The sequence below is a fragment of the Streptomyces sp. NBC_00078 genome (assembly GCF_026343335.1).
Classification (GTDB): Bacteria; Actinomycetota; Actinomycetes; order Streptomycetales; family Streptomycetaceae; genus Streptomyces.
On sequence record NZ_JAPELX010000001.1, the window covers coordinates 3,674,677 to 3,698,230 of the forward strand.

The following is a 23,554-nucleotide window of genomic DNA, read 5'->3' on the forward strand; positions in this document are numbered from 1 at the left end:
GATCACGGGGGACGCGATGGACAGCGGCAAGGACAGCCGGGTGAGCGGCACCGACAGGACGGCCCGGCGCGACGAGGCGGTGCGGGCCGCCGTGGAACAGGGACTGCTGGGGCCCGGCACCCCCCTTGTGGGACTGCTGGACGTCGTCGGCATACGGGAGTCGGCTACGGAACTGCGCGCGGCGTTCGACGCGGTCGTGGCGCCCGGCACACCGGTGCTGCACGCCTTCGCGGTGAAGGCGAACCCGCTGGTGCCGGTCTTGCGGCTGCTGCACGAGGAGGGCATCGGCGCCGAGGTGGCGAGCCCGGGCGAGCTGGCGCTGGCGCGGGCGGCGGGGGTGCCGCCGAACCGCACGGTGCTGGACTCGCCCGCGAAGACACCGGCCGAGCTGCGCGAGGCGCTGGCGCTGGGCATCGCCGTCAACGCGGACAACCCGCAGGAGCTTCAGCGCATCGACGCCCTGATGCGGTCGGCCACGAGCCGCTCCCCGCTCGGGATCCGGGTGAATCCGCAGGTCGGCGGGGGTTCCATCGTGGCGACCTCGACCGCCACGCCGACCTCGAAGTTCGGGGTGGCGCTGCGGGACGAGGGGGCGCGGGAGTGGGTCGTACGGGCGTATGCGGACCGCCCGTGGCTGACCCGGCTGCACGCGCACACCGGGTCCCAGGGCATTCCGCTCTCGCTGATGGCGCAGGGCGTGGCCGAGACGTACGCGCTCGCGGAGGAGATCAACCGGAGGATCGGACGGCCGCAGATCGACACCCTCGACATCGGCGGCGGGCTGCCGGTGAACTTCGGCTCGGACGAGACGACCCCGACGTACGCGCAGTACGCGCGGCTGCTGAGCGAGGCGGTGCCGGGTCTGTTCGGCGGCCGGTACGGACTGGTCACCGAGTTCGGTCGGTCGCTGCTGGCCAAGCACGGGACCGTGGTGGCCCGGGTGGAGTACGCCAAGAGCGCGGGCGGGCGGGCGGTCGCGGTCACCCACGCGGGCGTGCAGGTGGCGACGCGGACGGTGTACGCGCCGGGGTCCTGGCCGCTCAGGATCGCCGCGTACGACGGCAAGGGACGGCCCAAGGAGGGGCCCCGGGTGGTGCAGGACGTCGCCGGCCCCGCCTGCTTCGCGGGCGACCTGCTGGCCGAGGCGCGCGCGCTGCCGCTGCTGGAGCAGGGGGACTACGCGGCGGCGCTGGACACGGGGGCGTACTACTTCGCGCACCATTACGCGTACAACTCCCTTGCCCGGCCCGGCATCCACGGCTTCGCACCGGACGGGTCCGGGGGCGTGGCCTTCGCGACCGTACGGGAGCCGCAGAGCGTCGACGAGATCGTGGCCGAGTCGGGAGGGGCGCACGCGGGCTCGCTCGCCACCCTCCGCGCTCCTGACCACCGTTGACGCACCTCGGCCCATGTGGTGGGTCAACTGCTTCGAAATCAAGGCAAGTTGACCCACCTTAGTCGCCTGGCGCATGTTCCACCGGAAAATGCCATATCCCTCACCCCTCGCGCACACGTTGCGTAGTTTCGGTGTCACTCAGCCGAACCGCAGGCGGGAGGGGAGCCGGTGCCTGGAATCGACGAGTGTCTGCTGGAAGCCATGCGACTGCCCGGTGCCAGGGGCGCCGCACTGATCGACTGGACCAGCGGACTGGCCCTGGGCACCGTCGGGGAGTCCCCCGGCGGCGACCAGGAGACGGCCGCGGTGGAGGCCGCGGAGATCGCCCGGCTGGCCGCCGAGCAGCACGCGTTCGCGCCCGACGATGCCGTCGAAGGCGGCGCGGCCGGCGCGGCCGCCGATGCGGATCCGCCGGTCGAGGACCTGATCGTCAGCAACCGGGACAGCTATCACGTGCTGCGGTTCGTGGGGGCGTCCTTCGACGGGAGCCTGTTCCTGCATCTGTGGCTGACCCGCGCCGAGGGCAACCTCGCGCTGGCCCGCATCCGCCTGGGCGAGATGGCAGAACGGCTGGTGCTGGCATGACCACCGTCCGGCACGCCGAGCACCCTCGCCTGCCCGTTCGGGACAAGGGAGCGGCCCGCGAGCGGGCGTGGAGCGGCGTCTCGCCGATGCTGACCAGGCTCGCCGCCGAGCGTGCCACCGGCGCCCTGGTCCGCGAACGCGGCACGCTCCATCTCGCCGAGGGCCTGGTGGTGCACGCCGAGAGCCCGTACGCACCCGGCCTGGACGTCCTCCTCACAGCCCACGGCGCGCTGACTCCCGAGGCCTGGCAGCGGGCGCTGGGGGAATCGGACGACGGCCGCGGGGTGGGCCGCCGCCTGATCGACGACGGCCGGCTGCCGCCGGGGGCACTGGAGCTGTGCCATCTGACGGCGCTGTACGACGCCGCGTACTTCGCTCTCGCTCCGAGCAGCACCCCGGGCCGTTTCCGCTACGGCACCGCTCACCGGTTCGGCCCCGTCCGCCCCGTCCCGGTGGCCGACCTGGAGCACGAGACGCTGCGCCGCCGCGACCTCCTGCACCGCATCTGGCCGGACCCGGGCACGGACGAGGTCCCCCTGATCCGCGCGGACCCCGTCGCGGCCCCCGCCCTCACCCGCCGCCAGCGGACGGTGCTGGCCGCGGTGAACGGCAGCCGTACGGCGGCGGACATCGCCCGCGAGCTGGGCCGCCTGGCGTTCCACACGCTGGTGGACGTGCGCCGGCTGTCGGCGGCCGGGGTCGTCTCGGCCCGCGGCGAGCCACCCCCGCCGACCGGCTTCGACCACCTGCCGCCCGATCCCCACATCACCTTGCTGAAAAGGCTCAGAGATGCGCTGGAGGCCCTTTGAGAGGAGACACCGGATGGCCGCCGACCCGCAGGTCCTCGACGAGCTTCGCCGTCTGAGAGCCCGCGTCCCCCAGCTCACGGGCGCCCTCGCGACCGGCGTCGACGGGCGCGTCCTGGCACAGGACACCCCCGGTGTCGACCCGGACGGCATGGCCGCGCTCATCGAGAGCGCGCACGGGGCGGCCGTGAAGCTGGCGGACGCGACCGGCCAGGGCGAGCTGCGCGAACTGGTCGTGCGGGGCGTGTACGGCTATGTGGCGACGTACGCGGCGGGCGACATGGCCGTGCTGACCCTGCTCGCCCAGGACCGCGTCAGCCTCGGCCGGCTCCTCCTGGAGGGCCGCCGGGCGGCCGCCCGCATCGGCGAGTTCGGGGGCGCCCGCAGGACACCCGCACACCACGCCCGGCCGGCCGGGGAGGCGAAGCATGCCAAGGCCGCCAAGGACCCGAAGGCGGCCGAGCCGAAAGCGGCCGAACCGGGGGCCGGACCGGCCGCCAAACCGGCCGCCGCACGGACCAGAACACCGCGCGCACCCCGCACCACCACCGCCAACGCGCGCACCACCACGGAAAGTTGAGAGGACCGAGGAGCACCGTCATGGCCAATACCGAAACCACGCTGAAAGAGGCGCTCGCCTCCATCGAGGGCGCCACCGGCGTCGCACTCGTCGACTACACCAGCGGCATGGCCCTGGGCACGATGGGCGGGAGCAAGGGCTTCGACCTCAATGTCGCCGCCGCCGGCAACACCGATGTCGTCCGCGCCAAGATGCGCACCATGGAACACCTCGGGCTCAAGGGCCAGATCGAGGACATCCTGATCACCCTGAGCGACCAGTACCACCTGATCCGCCTGATCAGCGGCCGCGGCGGCAACGGTCTCTTCCTCTACCTGGTGCTCGACGCCAAGCGCTCCAACCTGGCCATGGCCCGCCACCAGCTGAAAACGATCGAGGCCGATCTGGAGATCTGAGCTCACACGAGCGCCGCGGTGCGGCGTCGCGCCCCGCCCGGGGCCGCGTCGCCCGCGGCGATGCCCGTGCTGCGGTACGCCCGGACCGCCTTGCCGGCCGGGCGGCCGCCGTCGGCGAGCCAGTCGACCCGCACCCACAGCAGCGCGCCCCTGGCCCGCTCGCGCCGTCCGAGCCAGGCGGCCTTGAGCCGCAGCCCGGTGCCGCATCCGGCGAGCAGCATCCCCCCCGGCGGCAGGCACCGCGAACGAGCAGGCCAGCGCCACCACGAACGCCAGCAGCAGCCACCAGCGGTGCCCGCGGCGCCAGTTGCGCACGGTGACCGCCCGGTCCTGGAGGACGTCGTGCCTGCCCGCGCGGGCGGCCGACCGGGCGAGGCCGGCGTACCGCCCGCGGCGGGCGCAGGCGACGACGGCCGCCGCGACGACGAACAACGCCGCTCCGCCCATGACCCCGATCCGCCGGCCCGTGATCCCCGGCACCAGAACCCCGACGCCCGCCGCGAACACCCCGGCCCACCACAGGGGCGCGGCTCCGGCCCGTACGACGACGGCCACCCGGACCAGACCCTGGGCTCTGCGATCTCCACGTGCCACGTTCCGCCTCCTCGCCGTACGGCACATGCCTTTGGCGGCGCAGGCTAGTGAGCCAACGTGAGACGAGCCTTAAAGCGGCCTCACTCCAGGTCCCGCTCCAGGTCCCGCTCCGGGCTCACTCCACGAACAGGCCGCGCGCCGCCGCCCGTGCGTCGAACTCCTCCAGGCGGGCCTGTGCGTCCGGCAGGTCGTCGCACATCGCCTCCAGCAGGACGCGGCCCAGCAGCATCGGCGCGCAGGCGGTGTCGAAGGCGAGGCCCGTGCCGACGGCGGCGGGCAGGAGGAGATCGGAGACCTTGGCGACCGGTGCGAAAGCGGAGTCGGCGACGGTGACCACGGTCAGTCCGGCTTCCCTGGCGAAGGCCAGCGTGTCCACCACCTCGCGCGGATGCCGGGGCAGCGCGAAGCAGAGCAGGGCGCTCGCGCCGGCCCGTACGGCGGCCTCGATGCGGTCGTGGATCATCGTGCCGCCCTCGTTCAGCAGCCGTACGTCCGGATGGACCTTGGCGGCGAAGTAGCCGAAGCCGTAGGCCTGGGAGGCGGCGGCGCGCAGTCCGAGGACGGGCAACGGGCGGGAGGCGGCGAGGAGGCGTCCGGCCTTCTGCACCGGTCGCGGGTCGGCCAGCAGCTCCGCGAGGTGCCTGAGGTTCTCGATCTCCGCTTCCACGGCCTGCTGGTACTCGTTGTACGAGCTCGCGTCCGCCGCCTGTTCCGCCGGGGCGACCTCGCGCAGGTGCTTGCGCAGGGCGGGGTAGCCGTCGAAGCCGAGGGCGACGGCGAAGCGGGTCACGGACGGCTGGCTGACCCCCGCGAGTTCGGCCAGCTCGACGCTGGACAGGAACGGGACCTCGGCGGCACTGCGCACCATGCTGTGTGCGATGCGTCGCTGGGTCGGCGTCAGCCGGTGTCCCTCGAAGAGCGCCTGCAGCCGCCCCGCAGGACTGTCCACCACGCTCATCTCTCCCTCCACGCTCATGACTCGTTCCCCCTCCAGATGTCCGTGAACCGGTCCAGCAGTGCGGCCGCCGCCGTCACGTCGTCCGTGAGCGGCCGGTCGGCCTGGTCCCCGCCCAGCACCGACTCGGCGAGCTCCAGCGCGCCGTACACCGGGAGTTGCGGTTCGGGCCGCAGGCCGCGCTGGTGCAACGCCCGTACGGCGGCGACGAGTTCGCAGCCGACGACGAGCCGGAACGCGCGGCAGGCGCGCAGCGTCTGACGCGCGGCGAGCGAGGCGAAGCTGGCCTGTTCCTCGACGCCCCGGGAGAGTACAGCGTGGCCGAGCGACGCGGGGGCGGAGAAGGCCCGCAGGTCGCCGAGGGCGGCCCCGGCGGCGTACTCGAGGATCATCACGCCGGAGGAGGCGGGCACGTCGTCGGCGAGGAAGGGACGCAGGCGGGTGAAGCCGGGCTCGTTGAGCGAGGACAGCCGGGAGGTCGACAGGCGGGCGACCTGGGTGACGGCCAGCCTGAAGTGGTCCAGGGCGAGGGCGAGTTGGGCCTGGTAGAAGCCGCCGTGGTGGTAGGCCGCCATGTCCTGGGCGGAGATCAGCGGATTCTCGGCGGCCGCGTTGATCTCGATCGCCACGACCTCCTCCAGGGCGTCCGCCGCGTCCAGCGCGGGGCCGTGGATCTGGGGCAGGCAGCGGAAGCCGTACGGGTCCTGGATCCGGCCGAGCGGCGGGGTGGGCCGGTCCGCCGCGCCGATCAACTCCCGCATCCGCCGGGCTACTTCGCTGGAGCCCCGGTGCGGGCGGGCGGCGTGCACGGGGGCCGCGTACGCCTCGTGCGAGCCGTCGACGGCCAGCAGGGACAGGGCGCCGACGACCTGGGTGGCCTGCACGAGCCCGCGCAGTTCGTGCAGGGCCAGGGCCGACTGGCCGAGAGTGAGGGCGTTGCTGCTGATGAAGGCCAGCGCGTCGTTGTTGTCGAGCTGCTGCGGCTTGGGCGCGCCCGGTCCCCGCCAGGGGTGTTCGCCGGCGAGTGCCAGTCCTGCCTGGGCGAGGGCGGCGATGTCGCCGGTGCCGACCGAGCCGAACTCGTTGACGGCGGGGTGGGCACCGCTCTCCAGTGCCTCGCACAGCGCGGTGACGACGGTGGGCCGCAGGCCCGCACCGCCCGCGAGGAGCTGGTTGGCCCGGACGGCGAGCATCGCCCGCACCTCCCGCGCGGGCAGCTCGTCCCCGATGGCGCCGGCATGGCTGCGCAGCAGTCTGAGGCCGTGCTCGGCGGCCGCCTCGGTGGGCACGTCCTCGTTCCGGTTGGCGCCGACGCCGGTGGAGCGGCCGTAGACGCGTCCCGTCGCGGCGATCCGGCGGGCGGCGTCCCAGGAGTCCTCCACGCGCCGCATCGCCTCGCTCCCGGGTACGGGCCGCGCGGTCCCTTCGGCCAGGCGCACGACGTCCAGGACACCGAGACCGACTCCATCGAGGACGATGAGACCGGCGCCCCCGGACAACGACATTCGCGACGTGTCCACGATCTGAGACGACATATAACCCCAATCTCCCCTCAATCCGGACATTCGATCTTGCTCTCCGAGCATCTGTTACCTCGGATTAACGCGGAACCGTTGACAAGCTATTCAGATACCAAGAACTCTGCATGACGTTATACAGCCGGGCAAGGGACAACTCATGATCCAGTTCGACGCGGTCCACAAGCGCTTCCCCAACGGCACGACAGCTGTCCACGACCTCTCCCTGGAAATGCCGGAAGGGGGCGTGACGGTCCTCGTCGGATCTTCCGGTTGCGGCAAGACGACCACCCTGCGGATGGTCAACCGGATGATAGAGCCGACCTCCGGGACCATCCGGGTCGGCGGCAAGGACGTCACCAGCCAGGACGCCGCCGAACTGCGCCGCTCCATCGGGTACGTCATCCAGCAGTCGGGCCTGTTCCCGCACCGCACGGTGCTGGACAACATCGCCACCGTGCCGCTGCTGCTGGGCCACGGCCGCCGCAGGGCCCGCGCCCGGGCGGCCGAACTCCTGGAGACCGTCGGCCTCGCCGCCGACGCCGGCAAGCGCTACCCCCACCAGCTCTCCGGCGGCCAGCAGCAGCGCGTGGGCGTGGCCCGCGCACTGGCCGCCGACCCGCCCGTCCTGCTGATGGACGAGCCCTTCGGCGCGGTGGACCCGGTGGTACGCACCCAGCTCCAGGACGAGCTCCTGCGCCTGCAGAAGGAGCTGAACAAGACCATCGTCTTCGTCACGCACGACGTCGACGAGGCCGTGCGCCTGGGCGACCAGATCGCGATCTTCAAAACCGGCGGCCACCTCGTCCAGTGCGCCTCCCCCACCGAACTCCTCGCCCGCCCCGCCGACGACTTCGTGGCCGACTTCCTCGGCGCCGAACGCGGCCTCAAGCTGCTGTCGCTGAAGACGCTCGCGGCCGTCCCGCAGGGCCCGGCCCCCGAGGGCGGCGCCTGGACCCTCGTCCTCGACGGGGCGCGCAGGCCGCTGCACTGGGCCGGCAAGGACGCCGAGGTCCCCGTACGGCCCCTCAGGGACGGCGACTCCCTGCTGTCGGCCCTCAACGAGTCCGTCGCCTCCCCCTCCGGCCTGATCGCCCGCGTCGACGCGGACGGCGTCCTCACCGGTGTCTCCTCCCGTGACGACATCCACCAGCACGCGGGCCAGGCGCACACGGAAGCCCGGGTGGCCGCATGACCATCGACTGGTCGTGGATAGGGGACCACACCGACGACCTCACCAGCCTCACGGTCTCCCACCTGCAGGCGGCGATGACCGCCGTCTTCTTCGGCGTCCTGATCTCGCTCCCGCTCGCGGTGGTCGCCCACCGTGTGCGCCCCCTGCGCGGCTTCCTGCTCGGCTTCTCGAACATCCTGTTCACGATCCCGTCGATCGCGATCTTCGTGCTCCTGCTGCCGATCAGCGGCCTGACCCGCACCACCACGGTCATCGGCCTGACCGTCTACACCCTGGTCGTGCTGCTGCGGAACACCGTCGAGGGCCTGGACTCGGTGCCCGCGAAGACCAAGGAGGCGGCCAAGGCGATGGGCACGCGCCCTCTGCGCACGCTCCTCACCGTCGAGTTCCCGCTCGCGCTCCCCGTGATCATGGCGGGCGTCCGGATCGCGACGGTCATGTCGATCTCCCTGGTCTCGGTCGCCACCTACATCGGCGACGGCGGCCTCGGCCAGCTCTTCACCGACGGCTTCCAGCGCAACTTCCCGACCCCGGTGATCGTGGGCGTGGTCCTCACGATCCTCCTCGCGGTGGTCGCGGACGCCCTGCTGGTGGCTCTCCAGTACGCCCTCACCCCGTGGAAGAGGCGGCGAGCCTGAGATGTACGAACTCTTCAAGAACCTCGGCGGCTGGCTGACCAGCGGCGCCCAGTGGACCGGCCCCGACGGCATCGCCCACCGCCTCGCCGAACACCTCCAGTACTCGCTCCTCGCGACCCTCATCGCGGCCGCGATCGGCCTGCCCCTCGGCCTGCTGATCGGCCACACCGGCAAGGGCGCGTTCCTCGCGATCAACCTCTCGTCCTTCGGCCGGGCGCTGCCCACCGTCGGCCTGGTCGTACTGGTCTTCCTGGCCGGCGGCCTGTCGATGCTGCCGGTGTACGTGGCCCTCGTCGCCCTCGCGGTCCCGGCGATCGTCACCAACACCTACGCCGGCATGACGGCCGTCGACCCGGACGTGAAGGACGCGGCGCGCGGCCAGGGCATGCGCGGCCACCAGGTCCTGTTCCAGGTCGAGCTGCCCCTCGCGCTCCCCCTGATCATGACCGGCCTGCGCCTCGCCCTCATCCAGGTCGTCGCCACCGCCACGATCGCCGCGTACGTCTCCTTCGGGGGCCTGGGCCGCTACGTCTTCGACGGCCTCGCCCAGCGCGACCTCGTCCAGGTACTGGGCGGCGCGGTGCTGGTCGCGGCGGTCGCCGTACTCCTCGACCTGCTCCTGAGCACCCTCCAGCGCTTCCTCTTCCGCCACCGCACCGCATAGGACCCTCGATGAACCGACGCACCCTCCTCGGCGGCCTCTTCGCAGCGGCCTCCGTCCCCGCCCTCTCCGCCTGCGCCGGCGGCGTCACCTCCCTCGACGGTCGGGGAGGCTCGGCCGGCGGCGGAGGCTCCAGCAAGGGCGGAGTCACCATCGGCACCGCCAACTTCACCGAGAACCAGGTGCTGGGCTACCTCTACGCCGCCGTTCTCCAGCAGGCCGGCGTGAAGGTGAACGTCCGCCCCAACCTCGGCACCCGCGAGATCGTGATCCCCGCCCTCAGGAGCGGCGACATCGACCTCCTGCCCGAGTACCAGGGCGCCCTCCTCAACTACCTCGACCCGAAGGCCACGGCCGCGGAGGAGGGCGCCATGCAGAACGCCCTCACCCTCGCGCTGCCGAAGGGCCTCCAGATCCTGCCGTACGGGACGGCCGAGGACTCCGACGCCTTCGTCGTCACCCGTCAGACGGCGAAGAAGTACGGCCTGACCTCCCTCGCCGACCTGAAGAAGCAGAACGGCAGGCTGGTCGTCGGCGCGGCCCCCGAGGTGAAGAAGCGCCACGTGGGCGCGGTCGGCCTGAAGGGGGTGTACGGCGTCGAGTTCAAGGAGTTCAAGTCGCTCGACTCCGACGGCCCGCTGGTCAAGGGAGCCCTGAAGAAGGGCGATGTGGACGTGGCGAACCTCTTCACCACCGACACCGACATCGAGGCCAACGACTGGGTGGTGCTGAGCGACCCCCTGAACCTGATCCCCAGCCAGCACATCGTGCCCCTCATCGCCGACCGCAAGGCCGACGACACGGTCCGCAAGGCCCTCGCCAGGCTCGGCAACGTCCTGACCACCGCCCAGCTCACCGAGCTGAACCGCCAGGTGGACAAGGACAAGAAGGACCCGGAGGACGTGGCGAACGCGTACGCGAAGCAGCACGGCCTCGCGAAGTGACCTGAGCCGAGCCGATCAAGAGGCCCCACCGGCCCGCCGGCCCGCTCACGGCGAACCCGGCTCCGGACAGGGGGGCTATCCCCAGTGCGGCGAGAGCCCCGGTTCCTTACCGTGGATTCCCATGACGGGAATGGAGACGGGGATGGACACGCGGGACGCCGAAGTCAAGAAGGAACTCAACGCCACCCTGCAGGCGCGCAGGGAACTGGGCGAGGAGTACGAGTCCGCACTGGTCGATTCGTTCCTGGAGAAGGTCGACCAGCGCATCGACGGAGCGGTCGAGCGCCGGGTGCGCCGGCAGCTCGCCGAGCAGCAGATGGTGGTGGCCCGGGGTTCCCGGGCACCGAAGCCGACGGACTCCTGGAGCGAGCGCTTCGGCTTCGGCATCGTCACGCTGGTCCTGGCGATCCCACTGTCCGCGATCGGCGGCGGCATCGCTCATCTGCCCGGCCTGCTCGTCGCCTGGGCGGGCATCGTCGGCGTCAACGCCTTCCAGGCCGTACGCGCCAACCCCGGCCTGTTCGGCGCCCGCCGCAAGTCCTCGAAGGACGAGGACCGCTGGGAGGAGTGACGGCCCCGGCCCGGACACCGGCGCCGACGGCGGCCGGTGCTGCTGGGGCGGGACGGGCCACGACAGCCTCGTAGCACTCTTGGCATGCGCAGCGCTCGTGGCAGAAGTATGCGCGGGGACCGCCGCACCCCCGTTACCGGGGGGCGGGACGACGGCGGTCCCCGCGAGGGACGTTGACCAGGTCAGGCCGGGTCTTACGTCCGGGCGTCCATGGAGGTCCGGGAGCCGCTCCGGAGGTCCTAGGACGTTCGGTGCCGGCTGGGGCGGGGAGCCGCTCCCGCCCTGCCGACACCCACTAATGTGCCGGACCCGTGTTAAGCGTGTGCTGCGTGCACGTGACGCCCTCGTACCACTTCCACGAAGTCGCGAATCTCGTTGATCACCGCAAGTTCGCCGTGGCCACGGGCCGTTCACCGCAGGTTCGCCGCTACTTCTCGCCCTTGGCGAGGAAGGCCAGCAGGTCCTGTCGGCTGATCACGCCGGTCGGCTTGCCCTCGACCAGGACGATCGCCGCGTCCGCCGACCCCAGCACCGACATCAGGTCGCCGACCGGCTCACCGGAACCGACCTGCGGCAGCGGGGCGGACATGTGCTTCTCCAGCGGGTCCTCCAGGGAGGCCCGCTTGGTGAACAGGGCGTCGAGCAGCTCCCGTTCGACCACGGAGCCCACGACCTCGGCGGCCATGACGTCCGGGTGGCCGGCGCCCGGCTTCACGATCGGCATCTGCGAGACGCCGTACTCGCGCAGCACGTCGATGGCCTCGCCGACGGTCTCGTCCGGGTGCATGTGGACGAGGGACGGGATGGCGCCGTGCACCTTGTCGTTGAGCACGTCGGCGACGCGGGCGCTGGGGCCCTCGTCCTCCAGGAAGCCGTAGTCGGCCATCCATTCGTCGTTGAAGATCTTCGAGAGGTAGCCGCGTCCGCTGTCCGGCAGCAGCACCACCACGACGCCGTTCTCGTCGAGCCGCTCGGCGACCCGCAGGGCCGCCACGACGGCCATGCCGCAGGAGCCGCCGACGAGCAGCCCCTCCTCCTTGGCCAGGCGCCGGGTCATCTGGAAGGAGTCCTTGTCGGACACCGCGACGATCTCGTCGGCGACCGTCCGGTCATAGGCGCTCGGCCAGAAGTCCTCACCGACGCCCTCGACCAGATACGGCCGCCCGGAACCGCCGGAGTACACGGAGCCCTCGGGGTCGGCGCCGACGACCTGCACCCCGCCGTCACTGGCGTCCTTCAGGTACCGCCCGGTCCCGGAGATGGTGCCGCCGGTCCCCACACCCGCCACGAAATGGGTGATCTTCCCCGCCGTCTGCTCCCACAGCTCGGGGCCGGTGGAGTGGTAGTGGGAGAGGGGATTGTTGGGGTTGGAGTACTGGTCGGGCTTCCAGGCGCCGGGCGTCTCACGCACCAGCCGGTCGGAGACGTTGTAGTAGGAGTCGGGGTGCCCGGGATCCACGGCCGTCGGGCACACCACGACCTCCGCCCCGTACGCCCTCAGCACGTTGATCTTGTCGGTGCTCACCTTGTCGGGGCACACGAAGATGCACTTGTACCCCTTCTGCTGCGCCACGATGGCCAGCCCGACCCCGGTGTTCCCGCTGGTCGGCTCCACGATCGTCCCACCGGGCTTGAGCGCACCGCTCTCCTCCGCCGCCTCGATCATGCGCAGGGCGATGCGGTCCTTCACGGAACCGCCCGGGTTGAAGTACTCGACCTTGGCCAGGACGGTCGCCCGAATGCCCTCGGTCACGCTGTTGAGCCTCACCAGCGGGGTGTTGCCGACGAGGCTGATCATCGAGTCGTGGAATTGCACCGTTGTCTCCGGATGCTTGCAAAAGAAGTGGTCGTGATTGTTCCGTCAGCCTACGGCTCAAGAGAGCCGTTCACGCGCCGTTGAGATTGGCGGGCGGTCGGTACGGGGCAAGGAGTGGATGTACGGCTACGAGGAGGTGGCGGCGACGCATGACGAGCATGTCGAGGGCGAGGGTGGCCCGGCGGATCGCGGCCGGAGCGGCATACGGCGGCGGCGGGATCGGCCTGGCGGGCGCGGCGGCCATGGGTCTGCTGCTGGCGGAGGTCCGGATGGCCAGGCGGCACGTGGGCAACGGCTCCAGCGGCCGGGTCCCGGTGGCGGACGGTCTCTACGGAAACTCGTACGCCACCCCCGACGAACCTCCCCTGCGCCTGACGATGCTCGGTGACTCCACGGCCGCGGGCCAGGGTGTCCACCGGGCGGGCCAGACTCCGGGCGCACTGCTGGCCTCGGGACTCGCGGCGGTGGCGGAGTGCCAGGTGGAACTGCACAACGTGGCCCTCCCGGGGGCCACGTCCGACGATCTGGACCGCCAGGTGGCCCTGGTCCTGGCGAACCCCGCCCGGGTGCCGGACGTCTGCGTGATCATGATCGGCGCGAACGACGTCACCCACCGCATGCCGCCCACCCGCTCGGTGCGCCATCTGTCGTCGACGGTGCGGAGGCTGCGTACGGCCGGCGCGGAGGTCGTCGTCGCCACCTGTCCCGACCTGGGCACGGTGGAGCGGGTGCAGCAGCCGCTCCGCTGGCTGGCCCGCCGGGCGTCCCGCCAGCTGGCCGCGGCCCAGACGATCGGCGCCGTGGAACAGGGCGGCCGCACGGTGTCGCTGGGTGACCTGTTGGGCCCCGAGTTCGAGGCGAACCCCCGCGAACTGTTCGGCCCCGACAACTACCACCCCTCGGCCGAGGGCTACGCGACCGCCGCGATGGCCGTCCTGCCCACCGTCTGCGCGGCCCTGGGTCTGTGGCCGGCGGAGGAGGAGCGCCCGGACGTCTCCCGCCGCGAGGGCTTCCTCCCGGTCGCCCGCGCGGCAGCGGAGGCCGCCTCGGAGGCAGGCACGGAGGTCACGGCGGCGATGCCGACGGGCCCCCGTGGCCCATGGGCCCTGCTCAAGCGGAGGCGCCGCCGCCGGGTGGCGGAGCCGGAGCCCACGGGCACGTCGAAACCCACGTCCGCCCCTTCCCGCCCGTCCAGCCTGTAAGGAGGTCGGCGCCCGTCAGCCCGTCCAGCCTGCGAGGAGGTCGGCGCCCCTCAGCCCGTCCGGCGTTTGAGGACGAGGCCGTTCAGGCCGATGGGGGGCTGGGGGCCGCAGCCCCCAGGGACGTCCGCCCCCGCCGACCTGCACCCTCTCCGGCCTCACCGCCGGAGGCCAAAGCAAGCGCTTAGAAAACTGCGGCCAGGGTCACACCCCGACACCCGTGACCGAGCTCATACGTACGGGTAACTTCCAAGAGCAGCCCGACACCCCCGTACTCCCGCCCGTCACCCGAACACCGCCCCTCAACGAGGCGCTACGCGCCGCCCCTTCTTGTCTGGAGCCGTGATGCCCGAAGCCGTGATCGTCTCGACCGCCCGCTCCCCCATCGGCCGCGCCTTCAAGGGCTCCCTCAAGGACCTGCGCCCCGATGACCTCACCGCCACGATCATCCAGGCGGCCCTGGCGAAGGTCCCCGAGCTGGACCCGAGGGACATCGAAGACCTGATGCTCGGCTGCGGCCTCCCCGGCGGCGAGCAGGGCAGCAACCTCGGCCGCATCGTCGCCGTGCAGATGGGAATGGACCACCTCCCCGGCTGCACGATCACCCGTTACTGCTCCTCGTCCCTGCAGACCTCCCGCATGGCCCTGCACGCCATCAAGGCCGGCGAGGGCGACGTCTTCATCTCGGCCGGTGTCGAGATGGTCTCCCGGTACGTCAAGGGCAACTCCGACAGCCTCCCCGACACGCACAACCCCCTCTTCGCCGAGGCCGAGGCCCGCACCGAGGCGGTCGCCCAGCAGGAGGGCACCACCTGGCACGACCCGCGCGAGGACGGCCTGGTCCCCGACCCGTACATCGCGATGGGCCAGACCGCGGAGAACCTCGCCCGCATCAAGGGCGTCACCCGCCAGGACATGGACGAGTTCGGTGTCCGCTCGCAGAACCTCGCCGAGGAAGCCATCAAGAACGGCTTCTGGGAGCGCGAGATCACCCCGGTGACACTTCCCGACGGCACGGTCGTCTCCAAGGACGACGGCCCGCGCGCCGGCGTCACCCTGGAGGGCGTCCAGGGCCTCAAGCCGGTCTTCCGCCCCGACGGCCTGGTCACCGCCGCCAACTGCTGCCCCCTGAACGACGGTGCGGCCGCGGTCGTCATCATGAGCGACACGAAGGCCCGCGAGCTGGGCCTCACCCCGCTGGCCCGCATCGTGTCGACCGGCGTCTCGGGCCTGTCCCCCGAGATCATGGGCCTCGGCCCGGTCGAGGCCTCGCAGCAGGCGCTGCGCCGGGCCGGCCTCACCATCGAGGACATCGACCTGGTCGAGATCAACGAGGCGTTCGCCGCCCAGGTGATCCCCTCCTACCGCGACCTCGGCATCGACCTCGACAAGCTGAACGTCAACGGCGGCGCCATCGCCGTCGGCCACCCCTTCGGCATGACGGGTGCCCGCATCACCGGCACGCTCATCAACTCACTCCAGTTCCACGACAAGCAGTTCGGCCTGGAGACGATGTGCGTCGGCGGCGGCCAGGGCATGGCGATGGTCATCGAGCGCCTGAGCTGAACCTCTCGGTAGCCAACTAGGCACCCACCGTGAGCCGATGGCCCGGAGTCCGGGAAACCCCGAGCCTCCGGGCCGTTTTGTGATCCAATCTCCCCCAGGATGTGACCTATCTCCCTTAGCGGAGGGATTTACGCAGGTCAGCCCGTTACCGCGCTAAACCTCAAGCCCAAACTCCTGCCCGTTTCGTGACGTTACGCACTGACAGCTGGTTAGTCCGCCCTTCAAGCTGATGTAGGAAGTCGGGGGTCGACTTTGAACCGGGAGAACGTCAGTGAGCGCCATGCCGATCGCCTTGCTGGTCATCACGGCCGCCACGGGCGCCGTGGGCGTCGCCGTCCTGCGCACGCTCATGGTGCTGCGCCGTGAGGTCGCGGTACTGCACACCCAGCTCGCCGAGAACCGCCCCGCGCGCGGTCTCGTGCCGGCCGCCCGTCTCTCCTCGGAGGCCGACGAGATACGCGCCGCCGTGGCCGAGGCCCTCGCCGAGGAGCGCGAGCGCGAACTCGCCGAGGCGCGCGCCTTCTGGGCCGCCCAGGAGACCCGTGACGTCTCTGACGCGCCCTCGCTGCTCGGTCTGGCGGACAGCGAGCTGTTCCTGCCGCGGCAGAGCGATTTCCTCGGCCTGGAGCCGCTGGAGCCGGTGAGTGAGCCGACCGGGGACAGCGACGAGTTCGCCGGGGACTCCCCCGAACTGGCCGCCGCCCGCCGCCGCCATCCCTCCCACCCGGACTTCGTGCCGGTCCAGTCACCGGTCGTGAACGACCATGAGCGCACGGTGGCCACACTGGAGGAACTCGCCGCGTCCCGCGTGGAACTGGCCGACGTCCGCCCGGGCCCGCTGGGCACGCTCGACGTCTACGTCTTCGCCGACGGCACCACCCTGTGCATGACCCCGGGCCACCGCGAGACGGCGGAACGTCTCGCCGCCGCCCTGCGCGCCGGCGAAACGCCCTTCCTGCTGGGCGGTTCGGGTATCTCCGGCGCCTACACGCTGACGTTCGAGTGCGGCGAGGAGAACGTCTACATCCTGGCGGACCGGGTCATAGCATCCCTGTAGGGGTCCCTGTAGGGGTCCCTGTAGGGATCACACCCCGGCCCGCTTCTGCGCCTGAGCCACGAGTCCCACCGCTTCTTCGACCGAGCCCTCGTCCGTCAGTACGAGGGCCAAGTCATGGACGGCGACGGTGATCTGGTCGGCAGCGGCGAACATCCCGGCGTCCGGCATCTCGCGCGGCTCCACGCCCGGCTGTTCCAGGGCCTGCGCCCACCGGGCCAACTCCCTGGCCAGCGCCAGTGCCTCGGAGGCACCCCCGCGTTGCAGCCGGCTCTGCGGCGCGGCCCTCAAACGGTCGGCAAAATGATCCACAGCTCGCGTCAGGGGTGTCGTATCAACCACGGCAGGAGCCTACGCGGCGCCGCAGGACTGTTGCCAACAGGCGAACGCTCAGGCACGGTGACCTGAAGGACCGGCTTACATCCCCTTTGCGTTCGGAGGCGCCGATGTCCCACGTCCTCTCTGAGGAGACCCACCGCAACATGCTCGCCCGCATCCCCCACTGCACCGGTCGTGAAGTGTCCGACTGGCTGCGCACCGTCGAAGAAGGCCCCGCTCTCTTCCGCTTCGAGGAAAAGGTCAGCTGGCTCCGCCACGAGCACAACCTCGCGTACGGCCACGCGAAGGCGATCATTCACGAGTACGACCTGAGGAGGGCGGCGCGCAAACTGCTCTAGCGCGCACCACGACATGGCGAAGGGCCCCGGTGGAGAAAACACCCGGGGCCCTTCGCGACAGCCGCTGCGCGGACTGCCGGGCGGACTAGTCGTTGCTGTTGAGGATCGCGATGATCCGCAGGAACTCCATGTAGATCCACACCAGCGTCAGCGTCAGGCCGAAGGCGGCCAGCCACGCCTCCTCGCGGGGCGCGCCGTACGCGATGCCGTCCTCGACCTGCTTGAAGTCCAGGGCGAGGAAGCACGCGCCGAGCAGGATGCCGACGACGCCGAAGAAGACGCCGAGCGGGCCGCTGCGGAAGCCGAGGCCGTCACCGCCGCCGAAGACGGCGAACAGCAGGTTCACCATCATCAGCAGCACGAAGCCGATCGCGGCCGCCATCACGAAGCCGTAGAACCGGCGGTTGACGCGGATCCAGCCCGCCTTGTAGGCGACCAGCACGCCGGCGAACACCGCCATCGTGCCGATCACGGCCTGCATGGCCGCGCCGCTCGCGATGCGCTGGTCGACGATGCTGGAGACCACGCCGAGGAAGACACCCTCGAACGCGGCGTACGACAGGATCAGCGCCGGCGAGGCCTTGCGCTTGAAGGACTGGACGAAGGCGAGGACCATGCCGACCAGCGCGGCGCCGATGCCGATGCCGTAGGACCGGCTGATGTTGGCGTCGTCGACCGGCAGCAGCGCCCAGGCGAGCGCGGCCGTGACGATCAGGGTGCCGAGCGTCGTCGCCGTGCGCAGCACGACGTCGTCCATCGTCATCCGGCCGGTGGTGGCCGGGGCCTGCGGCGGGGCACCCTGCTGCAGGCCCTGCTGGGCGTAAGGGTTCTGCGCGTAGGGGTTGCCGGCCGGCTGGGCGTACGGATTGCCCTGCGCGTACGGGTTGCCCTGCGTGCCGACGGCGGGTCCCCCGGCCTGCGGCGCGGCGTTGAAGCCCGCGTAGCCGTTGTCGCGGCTGAACCCCCGTCGCGAGAAGACCGGGTTTCTGCTCCTCATTGCACTCCTCCGTGGCCGCACTGCGCGGGCCTTGGCATCAAGGGTAATGGACAGGCAAAGGATTGACCCTAGTGCTTGGGGAGGATCTTTCCCTCGTCGTGCTGCGCAACACGCTACGCGGGTCCGTGATTCCCCCCACCGCAGGGGCCCATTCATGACCGATCCGCGACATGGCCGGAACCGGCCGGAGATCACTCCCTTATGTCACGTGTACCTCGCCCGGCCCTTCACTCCAGCGGGAAGCCCGTGTACCCCTCGGCCAGGTCGGTCTCGGCTGCGCGGGAGGTCGCGATGCGGTCGAGGCGGGCGAGCTGGAGCCGGGCGTCGAAGGGGGTGGCGCCGGGGGCCGGGTGCAGCATGGTCGTCATGTCGTACGAGAACCGCTCGGCCTGCCAGACGCGGCGCAGGCAGGTCGCCGAGTAGGCGTCCAGGAGTTCGTCCGAGCCGGTCTCCTTCCGGTGCGTCAGCGCCCGCGCGAAGGTGACGACGTCCCCCACGGCGAGGTTCAGCCCCTTGGCGCCCGTCGGCGGCACGATGTGGGCCGCGTCGCCGGCGAGGAAGAGGCGGCCGTGACGCATGGGCTCGTGGACGTAGGACCGCATGGGTGTCACCGACTTCTGGGTGATCGCCCCGCGCTCCAGCCGCCAGGCGTCCGCCGTCTCGAAGCGGCGCTCCAGCTCCGCCCAGATCTCGTCGTCGCTCCACGCCTCGGCGTCCGTGCCCTCGGGTACCTGGAGGTAGAGGCGGGAGACGGACGGGGAGCGCATGGACAGCAGGGCGAAACCGCGGTCGTGGCGGGCGTAGACGAGTTCGTCGTGCGAGGGCGGCACGTCGGCGAGGATGCCGAGCCAGCCGAAGGGGTACGTCCGCTCGAAGATCCGGGTGAGTTCGGCGGGGACCGCCTTCCTCGCGACCCCCCAGAAGCCGTCGCAGCCGACTACGTAGTCGCACTCCAGGACGTCCTCGCGGCCCTCGTGGCGAAACCGCACCCGCGGGCTGTCGCCGTCCGCGCCCTCGACGGCCAGCGCCTCGGCCTCGAACAGCAGCGGTCCGCCCTCCTTGAGCTGCAGGGCGATGAGGTCCTTGCACACCTCGGTCTGGGCGTAGACCATCACGGACCGTCCGCCGGTGAGGGCGGGGAAGTCCACGCGATGACGCCGCCTGGCGTACCGCAGCTCGATGCCGTCGTGCCGCTGCCCCTCACGGTCCATGCGCTCACCGGCACCGGCCGCGCGCAGCACGTCCACCGTGCCCTGTTCGAGGATCCCGGCGCGCTGGCGCTGCTCGACGTAGGCGCGGTCGCGGCTTTCGAGCACGACCGAGTCGATTCCGGCGTTGTGGAGCAGCCGGGCCAGGAGCAGTCCGGCGGGGCCGGCTCCGACGATGCCTACGGTGGTGCGCATCCCGCATCCTTTGTTCGTCCAGTGAAAATTACTTCACCAACTTTCGAAGGGAGTTTCCGCCCGACCGGGCCCGCTGTCAACGGGTCGCGCGGTGAAGTCTTCGATGCAGGATGCAGTGAGCGAACGACGTGATGGTGCCCGGAGCCGGACTTGAACCGGCACGCCCGCGAAGGGGCAGCGAGGTTTAAGCTCGCCGTGTCTGCATTCCACCATCCGGGCAGGCCATGGGCTCCGCATCGAGGTTCCGAGCCTATCGGGATACATCCCCCGAACAGCGGAACGTCGGACCGATGTTGTCTTATTTTATTGACTTCTGAGGGTGCATCAGCCCGTGGCCTGGGCCATCCGCACTTGCCAATAGCCTTACGTGCGGCGGTCGCCCGCGCATACGGAATGACGGAATTTCACCGCCCGAACGAGGGCGCTCCACCGGTTCTTGACGCAAGCGCTTACCCACCGCGGCTGTCAGGGGTGCCCGTCATCCCCAGGTATGACACGAGGGCCGGGGGTCCGACCCGAGTCTGCCTTCGGAACCGGAACAGCGGCTGACTACACGGCAAGGATCAGCCACCACGATGGAACACGTCCCTTCAAGACGTCGTCCCGCGAGGAGCTACTTCCCGTGACCACCACACCCTCCCCCAGACTTCGTCCGGGGGCGCCCCCAGCCGGCCGGGCCACCAGCACCGTGGCCGCACGCGCCACGGATCTCTCGAAGATCTACGGACAGGGCGAGACCCAGGTGGTCGCCCTCGACCGGGTCTCCGCCGACTTCCACCAGGCAGAGTTCACCGCGATCATGGGCCCCTCCGGGTCGGGCAAGTCCACGCTGATGCACTGTGTGGCCGGACTCGACACCTTCTCCTCCGGCTCCGTGCGCATCGGCGAGACCGAGCTCGGATCGCTGAAGGACAAGCACCTCACCAAGCTGCGCCGGGACAAGATCGGGTTCATCTTCCAGGCGTTCAACCTGCTGCCGACGCTGACTGCCCTGGAGAACATCACTCTCCCGATGGACATCGCGGGCCGCAAGCCCGACAAGCAGTGGCTGGACACCGTGATCCGCATGGTGGGCCTCAGGGACCGGCTCGGTCACCGGCCCGCCGAGCTCTCCGGCGGCCAGCAGCAGCGCGTCGCCGTGGCCCGCGCCCTCGCCTCCAAGCCGGACATCATCTTCGGCGACGAGCCGACCGGCAACCTCGACTCCCGCGCCGGCGCCGAGGTACTGGGCTTTCTGCGCAACTCTGTAAGGGAGTTGGGGCAGACCGTGGTCATGGTGACCCACGACCCGGTGGCGGCGGCCTACGCGGACCGGGTCATCTTCCTGGCCGACGGCAGGGTCGTCGACGAGATGATCCAGCCGACGGCCGAAAAGGTCCTCGACTTCATGCGGCAGTTCCCTTCGGGCGGTCACACCGGTGACTCCGCCGCGCGGCCCCAGACCCCCGGGTTCGACACGAAGGGCCGTACCAGCTGATGTTCCGCACCGCCCTGCGCAACGTACTCGCGCACAAGGCCCGGCTCCTGATGACCGTGCTCGCCGTGATGCTCGGCGTGGCGTTCGTCTCGGGGACGCTGGTCTTCACCAACACCATCTCGGACGCGTACCAGAACAGTTCGGCCAAGGGCTTCGGCCAGGTCGACGTCGCCGTGCAGGCCAAGTCCCAGGAGGACAAGGGCAACACGATCAGCAAGACGCCCGAGCTGACCCGGGCGGTGCTCGACCGGAGCGCGAAGGTGCCGGGGGCCGCGTCCGCGATCGGTGTGGTCAACGGCTTCACCGCCATCGCCGACAAGGACGGCAAGCTCATCGGCGGCGGCTTCCAGTCGCAGGGCGGCAACTACTGGGGCACGAAGGACCCGCGCTACCCGCTGACGTCCGGCAGCGCGCCGCACGGCAGGAACCAGGTCGCCATCGACTCGCAGACGGCACACCGCGCCGGGTACAAGGTCGGTGACACGGTCCGGCTCTCCGTCGACGGCCCGGTCCTCACGCCGACGATCACCGGCATCTTCACCACGGACGACGGCAACGTCGCCGCCGGCGGCAGCCTCGCCCTCTACGACACCCCCACCGCGCAGGAGCTGTTCGGCAAGGCGGGCACGTACGACGAGATCGACGTGAAGGCCGCCTCCGGCACCTCCCAGACCGCGCTGAAGGCCGGACTGGACAAGGCGCTGGGGACGAAGCTGGTGGAGACCACCACCGCCAGGCAGCTCGCCGACGACCAGGCCGAGCAGATCTCCGCGTCGATGAGCGGGCTGAAGCAGGGCCTGCTGGTCTTCGCGGGTATCGCGCTCTTCGTCGGCACGTTCATCATCGCCAACACCTTCACCATGCTGGTCGCCCAGCGCACCAAGGAGCTGGCGCTGCTGCGGGCGGTCGGCGCCTCCCGCCGCCAGGTCACCCGCTCCGTGCTCATCGAGGCCTTCGTGGTCGGTGCGATCGCCGGCGTGACCGGACTGGTCGCGGGCATCGGCGTCGGCGCCGGCCTGCGCTCCCTCATGAACACCCTGGGTGCCACGGTCCCGGACGGGCCGCTGGTCATCTCGCCCGGCACGATCGTCAGCGCCCTCGTGGTCGGCATCGTCATCACCATGCTGGCCGCCTGGCTGCCCGGCCGCCGGGCCGCGAAGATCCCGCCGGTGGCCGCGATGAGCAGCGTCCACGCGAAGGCGACGACCAAGTCCCTGGTGCTGCGCAACACGCTGGGCGCGCTGTTCAGCGCCGCCGGCATCGCGGTGGTCCTGGCGGCCACGACGATGGACGGCTCGGACGGGCAGGCGCCCATGGGCCTCGGCGCGGTCCTGCTCATCATCGGCGTCTTCATCCTCACGCCGCTGCTGTCCCGCCCGCTGATCGCGGCCGCGTCGCCGCTCCTGAGAGCCTTCGGTGTCTCGGGCAAGCTGGCCCGCCAGAACTCGGTGCGCAACCCGCGCCGTACGGCGGCCACCGCCTCCGCGCTGATGATCGGGCTGACCCTCATCACCGGTATGACGGTGATGGCGGGCAGCCTGCAGAAGTCGATCGACAAGATGGCCTCGTCCGCCATCAGGGCCGACTACGTGGTCTCCATGGCGAACGGCAACGAGCTCTCGCCGGACGTCGACAAGAAGCTCAACGCCACCGCCGAGGTGACCGCCACCAGCCCGCTGCGCAACGTCTATTCGCGCATCGACGGCACGGGCGAGTCCCTGACCGGGGTGAACGGCGCGGCGATCGCCGGCCTGACCGATCTGAAGGTGGACAGCGGCGCCCTCAAGGTGGGCGGCACGCGGGCTGTCGTGGACAAGGAGACGGCCAAGTCCCACGGCTGGAAGGAGGGTTCGAGCTTCACCGCGCACTACGAGGACGGGAAGTCGTCCCGGCTGACGGTCTCCGGCGTCTACGAGGGCAACGAGTTCATCCAGGGCATCCTGGTCGACAGCGGGACCGTCACGCCGCACATGACCGACCCCGGCGACATGCAGGTCCTGGTGAAGACGGCCGACGGCGCCTCCGGCACGGCCAAGGACAAGCTGGAGAAGGCCCTCGGCACCAACCCGGCCATCAAGGTGCAGAGCAGGCAGGACCTGTCCGACGACATCGCGAAGGTGTTCACGCTGATGCTGAACATGCTCTACGGCCTGCTCGCCATGGCGGTGATCGTCGCGGTCCTCGGCGTCATCAACACCCTGGCCATGTCGGTCTTCGAACGCTCGCAGGAGATCGGCATGCTCCGCGCGATCGGCCTGGACCGCAAGGGCATCAAGCGCATGGTCCGCCTGGAGTCCCTGGTGATCTCCCTGTTCGGCGGTGTACTCGGCATCGGTCTCGGCGTGTTCTTCGGCTGGGCGGCCGGCGAACTCATCGGCACCAAGATGGCCACGTACGAACTGGTCCTGCCCTGGACGAGGATGGCGGTCTTCCTCCTCCTGGCCGCGACGGTCGGCATCCTCGCCGCCCTGTGGCCGGCCCGGCGCGCGGCCCGCCTGAACATGCTGACGGCCATCAAGTCGGAGTAG

23 protein-coding genes, 1 tRNA gene and 1 pseudogene are annotated in these 23,554 nt (G+C 70.8%); 17 read left to right on the top strand and 8 right to left on the bottom strand.

Going from position 1 to position 23,554, the window contains the following annotated elements; translation table 11 throughout:
* Positions 1-16 precede the first annotated feature (16 nt).
* The 5 genes from OOK07_RS17075 to OOK07_RS17095 all read left to right on the top strand — a co-directional run bounded on the left by OOK07_RS17075 (position 17) and on the right by OOK07_RS17095 (position 3,762).
* Positions 17-1,396 carry a type III PLP-dependent enzyme domain-containing protein gene (locus OOK07_RS17075; RefSeq protein WP_266683567.1) on the top strand — a complete coding sequence of 460 codons (1,380 nt, stop codon included), beginning with the start codon at positions 17-19 and terminating at the stop codon, positions 1,394-1,396.
* A gap of 168 nt (positions 1,397-1,564) precedes the next feature.
* Positions 1,565-1,981, top strand: a complete 417-nt coding sequence (locus tag OOK07_RS17080) for a hypothetical protein (RefSeq protein ID WP_266681133.1) — start codon at positions 1,565-1,567, stop codon at positions 1,979-1,981.
* Positions 1,978-2,790 carry a transcriptional regulator gene (locus tag OOK07_RS17085; RefSeq protein WP_266797258.1) on the top strand — a complete coding sequence of 271 codons (813 nt, stop codon included), beginning with the start codon at positions 1,978-1,980 and terminating at the stop codon, positions 2,788-2,790. Before OOK07_RS17080 ends, OOK07_RS17085 begins: the two co-directional genes overlap by 4 nt.
* A gap of 13 nt (positions 2,791-2,803) precedes the next feature.
* Entirely contained in the window at positions 2,804-3,367 is a 564-nt protein-coding gene (locus OOK07_RS17090; RefSeq protein ID WP_266681137.1) for a roadblock/LC7 domain-containing protein, read from the top strand.
* Between the two features lie 20 nt (positions 3,368-3,387).
* Complete coding sequence (locus tag OOK07_RS17095) at positions 3,388-3,762, top strand: hypothetical protein (protein ID WP_266681139.1); 375 nt, start codon at positions 3,388-3,390, stop codon at positions 3,760-3,762.
* Positions 3,763-3,764: 2 nt separating this feature from the next.
* Here OOK07_RS17095 and OOK07_RS17100 read toward each other — a convergent pair.
* Positions 3,765-4,209 (bottom strand): annotated as a pseudogene (locus OOK07_RS17100) (hypothetical protein).
* Here OOK07_RS17100 and OOK07_RS17105 point away from each other — a divergent pair.
* On the top strand, positions 4,105-4,404 hold the full coding sequence (locus OOK07_RS17105; RefSeq protein WP_266802330.1) for a hypothetical protein: 300 nt from the start codon (positions 4,105-4,107) through the stop codon (positions 4,402-4,404). The pseudogene OOK07_RS17100 and the gene OOK07_RS17105 sit on opposite strands and share 105 nt — an antisense overlap.
* Positions 4,405-4,471: 67 nt before the next feature.
* Here the strand turns inward: OOK07_RS17105 and OOK07_RS17110 are convergent, their stop codons facing one another.
* Together OOK07_RS17110 and OOK07_RS17115 are read right to left on the bottom strand one after the other, a co-directional pair.
* Positions 4,472-5,332: a MurR/RpiR family transcriptional regulator gene (locus tag OOK07_RS17110; RefSeq protein ID WP_266681143.1), complete on the bottom strand. Its 861-nt coding sequence runs from the start codon at positions 5,330-5,332 to the stop codon at positions 4,472-4,474.
* Complete coding sequence (locus OOK07_RS17115; protein WP_266681145.1) at positions 5,329-6,846, bottom strand: aromatic amino acid ammonia-lyase; 1,518 nt, start codon at positions 6,844-6,846, stop codon at positions 5,329-5,331. Before OOK07_RS17115 ends, OOK07_RS17110 begins: the two co-directional genes overlap by 4 nt.
* Positions 6,847-6,988: 142 nt before the next feature.
* On the opposite strand from OOK07_RS17115, the gene OOK07_RS17120 reads away from it, so the two are divergent.
* The 5 genes from OOK07_RS17120 (at position 6,989) to OOK07_RS17140 (ending at position 10,837) form a co-directional block, all read left to right on the top strand.
* On the top strand, positions 6,989-8,023 hold the full coding sequence (locus tag OOK07_RS17120; protein ID WP_266797260.1) for an ABC transporter ATP-binding protein: 1,035 nt from the start codon (positions 6,989-6,991) through the stop codon (positions 8,021-8,023).
* Entirely contained in the window at positions 8,020-8,661 is a 642-nt protein-coding gene (locus tag OOK07_RS17125) for an ABC transporter permease (RefSeq protein WP_266797262.1), read from the top strand. The genes OOK07_RS17120 and OOK07_RS17125 overlap by 4 nt, the downstream gene beginning before the upstream one ends.
* Position 8,662: 1 nt before the next feature.
* Entirely contained in the window at positions 8,663-9,325 is a 663-nt protein-coding gene (locus OOK07_RS17130; protein WP_266797264.1) for an ABC transporter permease, read from the top strand.
* An 8-nt stretch (positions 9,326-9,333) separates the two neighbouring features.
* Complete coding sequence (locus tag OOK07_RS17135) at positions 9,334-10,266, top strand: ABC transporter substrate-binding protein (RefSeq protein WP_266797265.1); 933 nt, start codon at positions 9,334-9,336, stop codon at positions 10,264-10,266.
* Between the two features lie 142 nt (positions 10,267-10,408).
* Complete coding sequence (locus OOK07_RS17140; RefSeq protein WP_266683568.1) at positions 10,409-10,837, top strand: hypothetical protein; 429 nt, start codon at positions 10,409-10,411, stop codon at positions 10,835-10,837.
* A 427-nt stretch (positions 10,838-11,264) separates the two neighbouring features.
* On the opposite strand, the gene OOK07_RS17145 is transcribed toward OOK07_RS17140, so the two are convergent.
* The gene (locus OOK07_RS17145; RefSeq protein WP_266797267.1) at positions 11,265-12,653 is read right to left on the bottom strand and encodes a cystathionine beta-synthase; all 1,389 of its coding nucleotides are present in this window, start codon (positions 12,651-12,653) and stop codon (positions 11,265-11,267) included.
* Positions 12,654-12,802: 149 nt separating this feature from the next.
* Between OOK07_RS17145 and OOK07_RS17150 the strand changes: the two genes are divergently transcribed.
* The 3 genes from OOK07_RS17150 (at position 12,803) to OOK07_RS17160 (ending at position 16,475) form a co-directional block, all read left to right on the top strand.
* Positions 12,803-13,855: an SGNH/GDSL hydrolase family protein gene (locus tag OOK07_RS17150; RefSeq protein ID WP_266681149.1), complete on the top strand. Its 1,053-nt coding sequence runs from the start codon at positions 12,803-12,805 to the stop codon at positions 13,853-13,855.
* 342 nt (positions 13,856-14,197) lie between these two features.
* The gene (locus OOK07_RS17155) at positions 14,198-15,418 is read left to right on the top strand and encodes an acetyl-CoA C-acetyltransferase (protein ID WP_266681151.1); all 1,221 of its coding nucleotides are present in this window, start codon (positions 14,198-14,200) and stop codon (positions 15,416-15,418) included.
* A 271-nt stretch (positions 15,419-15,689) separates the two neighbouring features.
* On the top strand, positions 15,690-16,475 hold the full coding sequence (locus OOK07_RS17160) for a hypothetical protein (protein WP_266681153.1): 786 nt from the start codon (positions 15,690-15,692) through the stop codon (positions 16,473-16,475).
* 27 nt (positions 16,476-16,502) lie between these two features.
* Here the strand turns inward: OOK07_RS17160 and OOK07_RS17165 are convergent, their stop codons facing one another.
* Positions 16,503-16,814, bottom strand: coding sequence for a hypothetical protein (locus OOK07_RS17165; RefSeq protein WP_266681155.1), 312 nt, complete (start codon positions 16,812-16,814; stop codon positions 16,503-16,505).
* Positions 16,815-16,918: 104 nt separating this feature from the next.
* Here OOK07_RS17165 and OOK07_RS17170 point away from each other — a divergent pair, with 104 nt between their 5' ends.
* Positions 16,919-17,149 (top strand): DUF4287 domain-containing protein, encoded by a 231-nt coding sequence (locus OOK07_RS17170; RefSeq protein WP_266515704.1) that lies wholly within the window; start codon positions 16,919-16,921, stop codon positions 17,147-17,149.
* Positions 17,150-17,234: 85 nt separating this feature from the next.
* Here OOK07_RS17170 and OOK07_RS17175 read toward each other — a convergent pair whose 3' ends face one another.
* From OOK07_RS17175 to OOK07_RS17185, 3 genes are all read right to left on the bottom strand, one after another.
* Complete coding sequence (locus OOK07_RS17175; RefSeq protein ID WP_266681157.1) at positions 17,235-18,146, bottom strand: Bax inhibitor-1/YccA family protein; 912 nt, start codon at positions 18,144-18,146, stop codon at positions 17,235-17,237.
* Positions 18,147-18,373: 227 nt separating this feature from the next.
* Positions 18,374-19,549, bottom strand: a complete 1,176-nt coding sequence (locus tag OOK07_RS17180) for a 4-hydroxybenzoate 3-monooxygenase (protein WP_266797269.1) — start codon at positions 19,547-19,549, stop codon at positions 18,374-18,376.
* Between the two features lie 132 nt (positions 19,550-19,681).
* Positions 19,682-19,768, bottom strand: a tRNA-Leu gene (locus tag OOK07_RS17185).
* A 403-nt stretch (positions 19,769-20,171) separates the two neighbouring features.
* Between OOK07_RS17185 and OOK07_RS17190 the strand changes: the two genes are divergently transcribed.
* Both OOK07_RS17190 and OOK07_RS17195 read left to right on the top strand, forming a co-directional pair.
* On the top strand, positions 20,172-21,026 hold the full coding sequence (locus OOK07_RS17190) for an ABC transporter ATP-binding protein (RefSeq protein ID WP_266797270.1): 855 nt from the start codon (positions 20,172-20,174) through the stop codon (positions 21,024-21,026).
* Complete coding sequence (locus OOK07_RS17195) at positions 21,026-23,554, top strand: ABC transporter permease (RefSeq protein WP_266797272.1); 2,529 nt, start codon at positions 21,026-21,028, stop codon at positions 23,552-23,554. Before OOK07_RS17190 ends, OOK07_RS17195 begins: the two co-directional genes overlap by 1 nt.

Coding starts and splice junctions, on each gene's coding strand:
- OOK07_RS17075 (WP_266683567.1), top strand. CDS start 17: ATGGACAGCGGCAAGGACAGCCGGGTGAGCGGCACCGACAGGACGGCC.
- OOK07_RS17085 (WP_266797258.1), top strand. CDS start 1,978: ATGACCACCGTCCGGCACGCCGAGCACCCTCGCCTGCCCGTTCGGGAC.
- OOK07_RS17090 (WP_266681137.1), top strand. CDS start 2,804: ATGGCCGCCGACCCGCAGGTCCTCGACGAGCTTCGCCGTCTGAGAGCC.
- OOK07_RS17095 (WP_266681139.1), top strand. CDS start 3,388: ATGGCCAATACCGAAACCACGCTGAAAGAGGCGCTCGCCTCCATCGAG.
- OOK07_RS17110 (WP_266681143.1), bottom strand. CDS start 5,332: ATGAGCGTGGAGGGAGAGATGAGCGTGGTGGACAGTCCTGCGGGGCGG.
- OOK07_RS17115 (WP_266681145.1), bottom strand. CDS start 6,846: ATGTCGTCTCAGATCGTGGACACGTCGCGAATGTCGTTGTCCGGGGGC.
- OOK07_RS17120 (WP_266797260.1), top strand. CDS start 6,989: ATGATCCAGTTCGACGCGGTCCACAAGCGCTTCCCCAACGGCACGACA.
- OOK07_RS17125 (WP_266797262.1), top strand. CDS start 8,020: ATGACCATCGACTGGTCGTGGATAGGGGACCACACCGACGACCTCACC.
- OOK07_RS17130 (WP_266797264.1), top strand. CDS start 8,663: ATGTACGAACTCTTCAAGAACCTCGGCGGCTGGCTGACCAGCGGCGCC.
- OOK07_RS17135 (WP_266797265.1), top strand. CDS start 9,334: ATGAACCGACGCACCCTCCTCGGCGGCCTCTTCGCAGCGGCCTCCGTC.
- OOK07_RS17140 (WP_266683568.1), top strand. CDS start 10,409: ATGGACACGCGGGACGCCGAAGTCAAGAAGGAACTCAACGCCACCCTG.
- OOK07_RS17150 (WP_266681149.1), top strand. CDS start 12,803: ATGACGAGCATGTCGAGGGCGAGGGTGGCCCGGCGGATCGCGGCCGGA.
- OOK07_RS17155 (WP_266681151.1), top strand. CDS start 14,198: ATGCCCGAAGCCGTGATCGTCTCGACCGCCCGCTCCCCCATCGGCCGC.
- OOK07_RS17170 (WP_266515704.1), top strand. CDS start 16,919: ATGTCCCACGTCCTCTCTGAGGAGACCCACCGCAACATGCTCGCCCGC.
- OOK07_RS17175 (WP_266681157.1), bottom strand. CDS start 18,146: ATGAGGAGCAGAAACCCGGTCTTCTCGCGACGGGGGTTCAGCCGCGAC.
- OOK07_RS17180 (WP_266797269.1), bottom strand. CDS start 19,549: ATGCGCACCACCGTAGGCATCGTCGGAGCCGGCCCCGCCGGACTGCTC.
- OOK07_RS17195 (WP_266797272.1), top strand. CDS start 21,026: ATGTTCCGCACCGCCCTGCGCAACGTACTCGCGCACAAGGCCCGGCTC.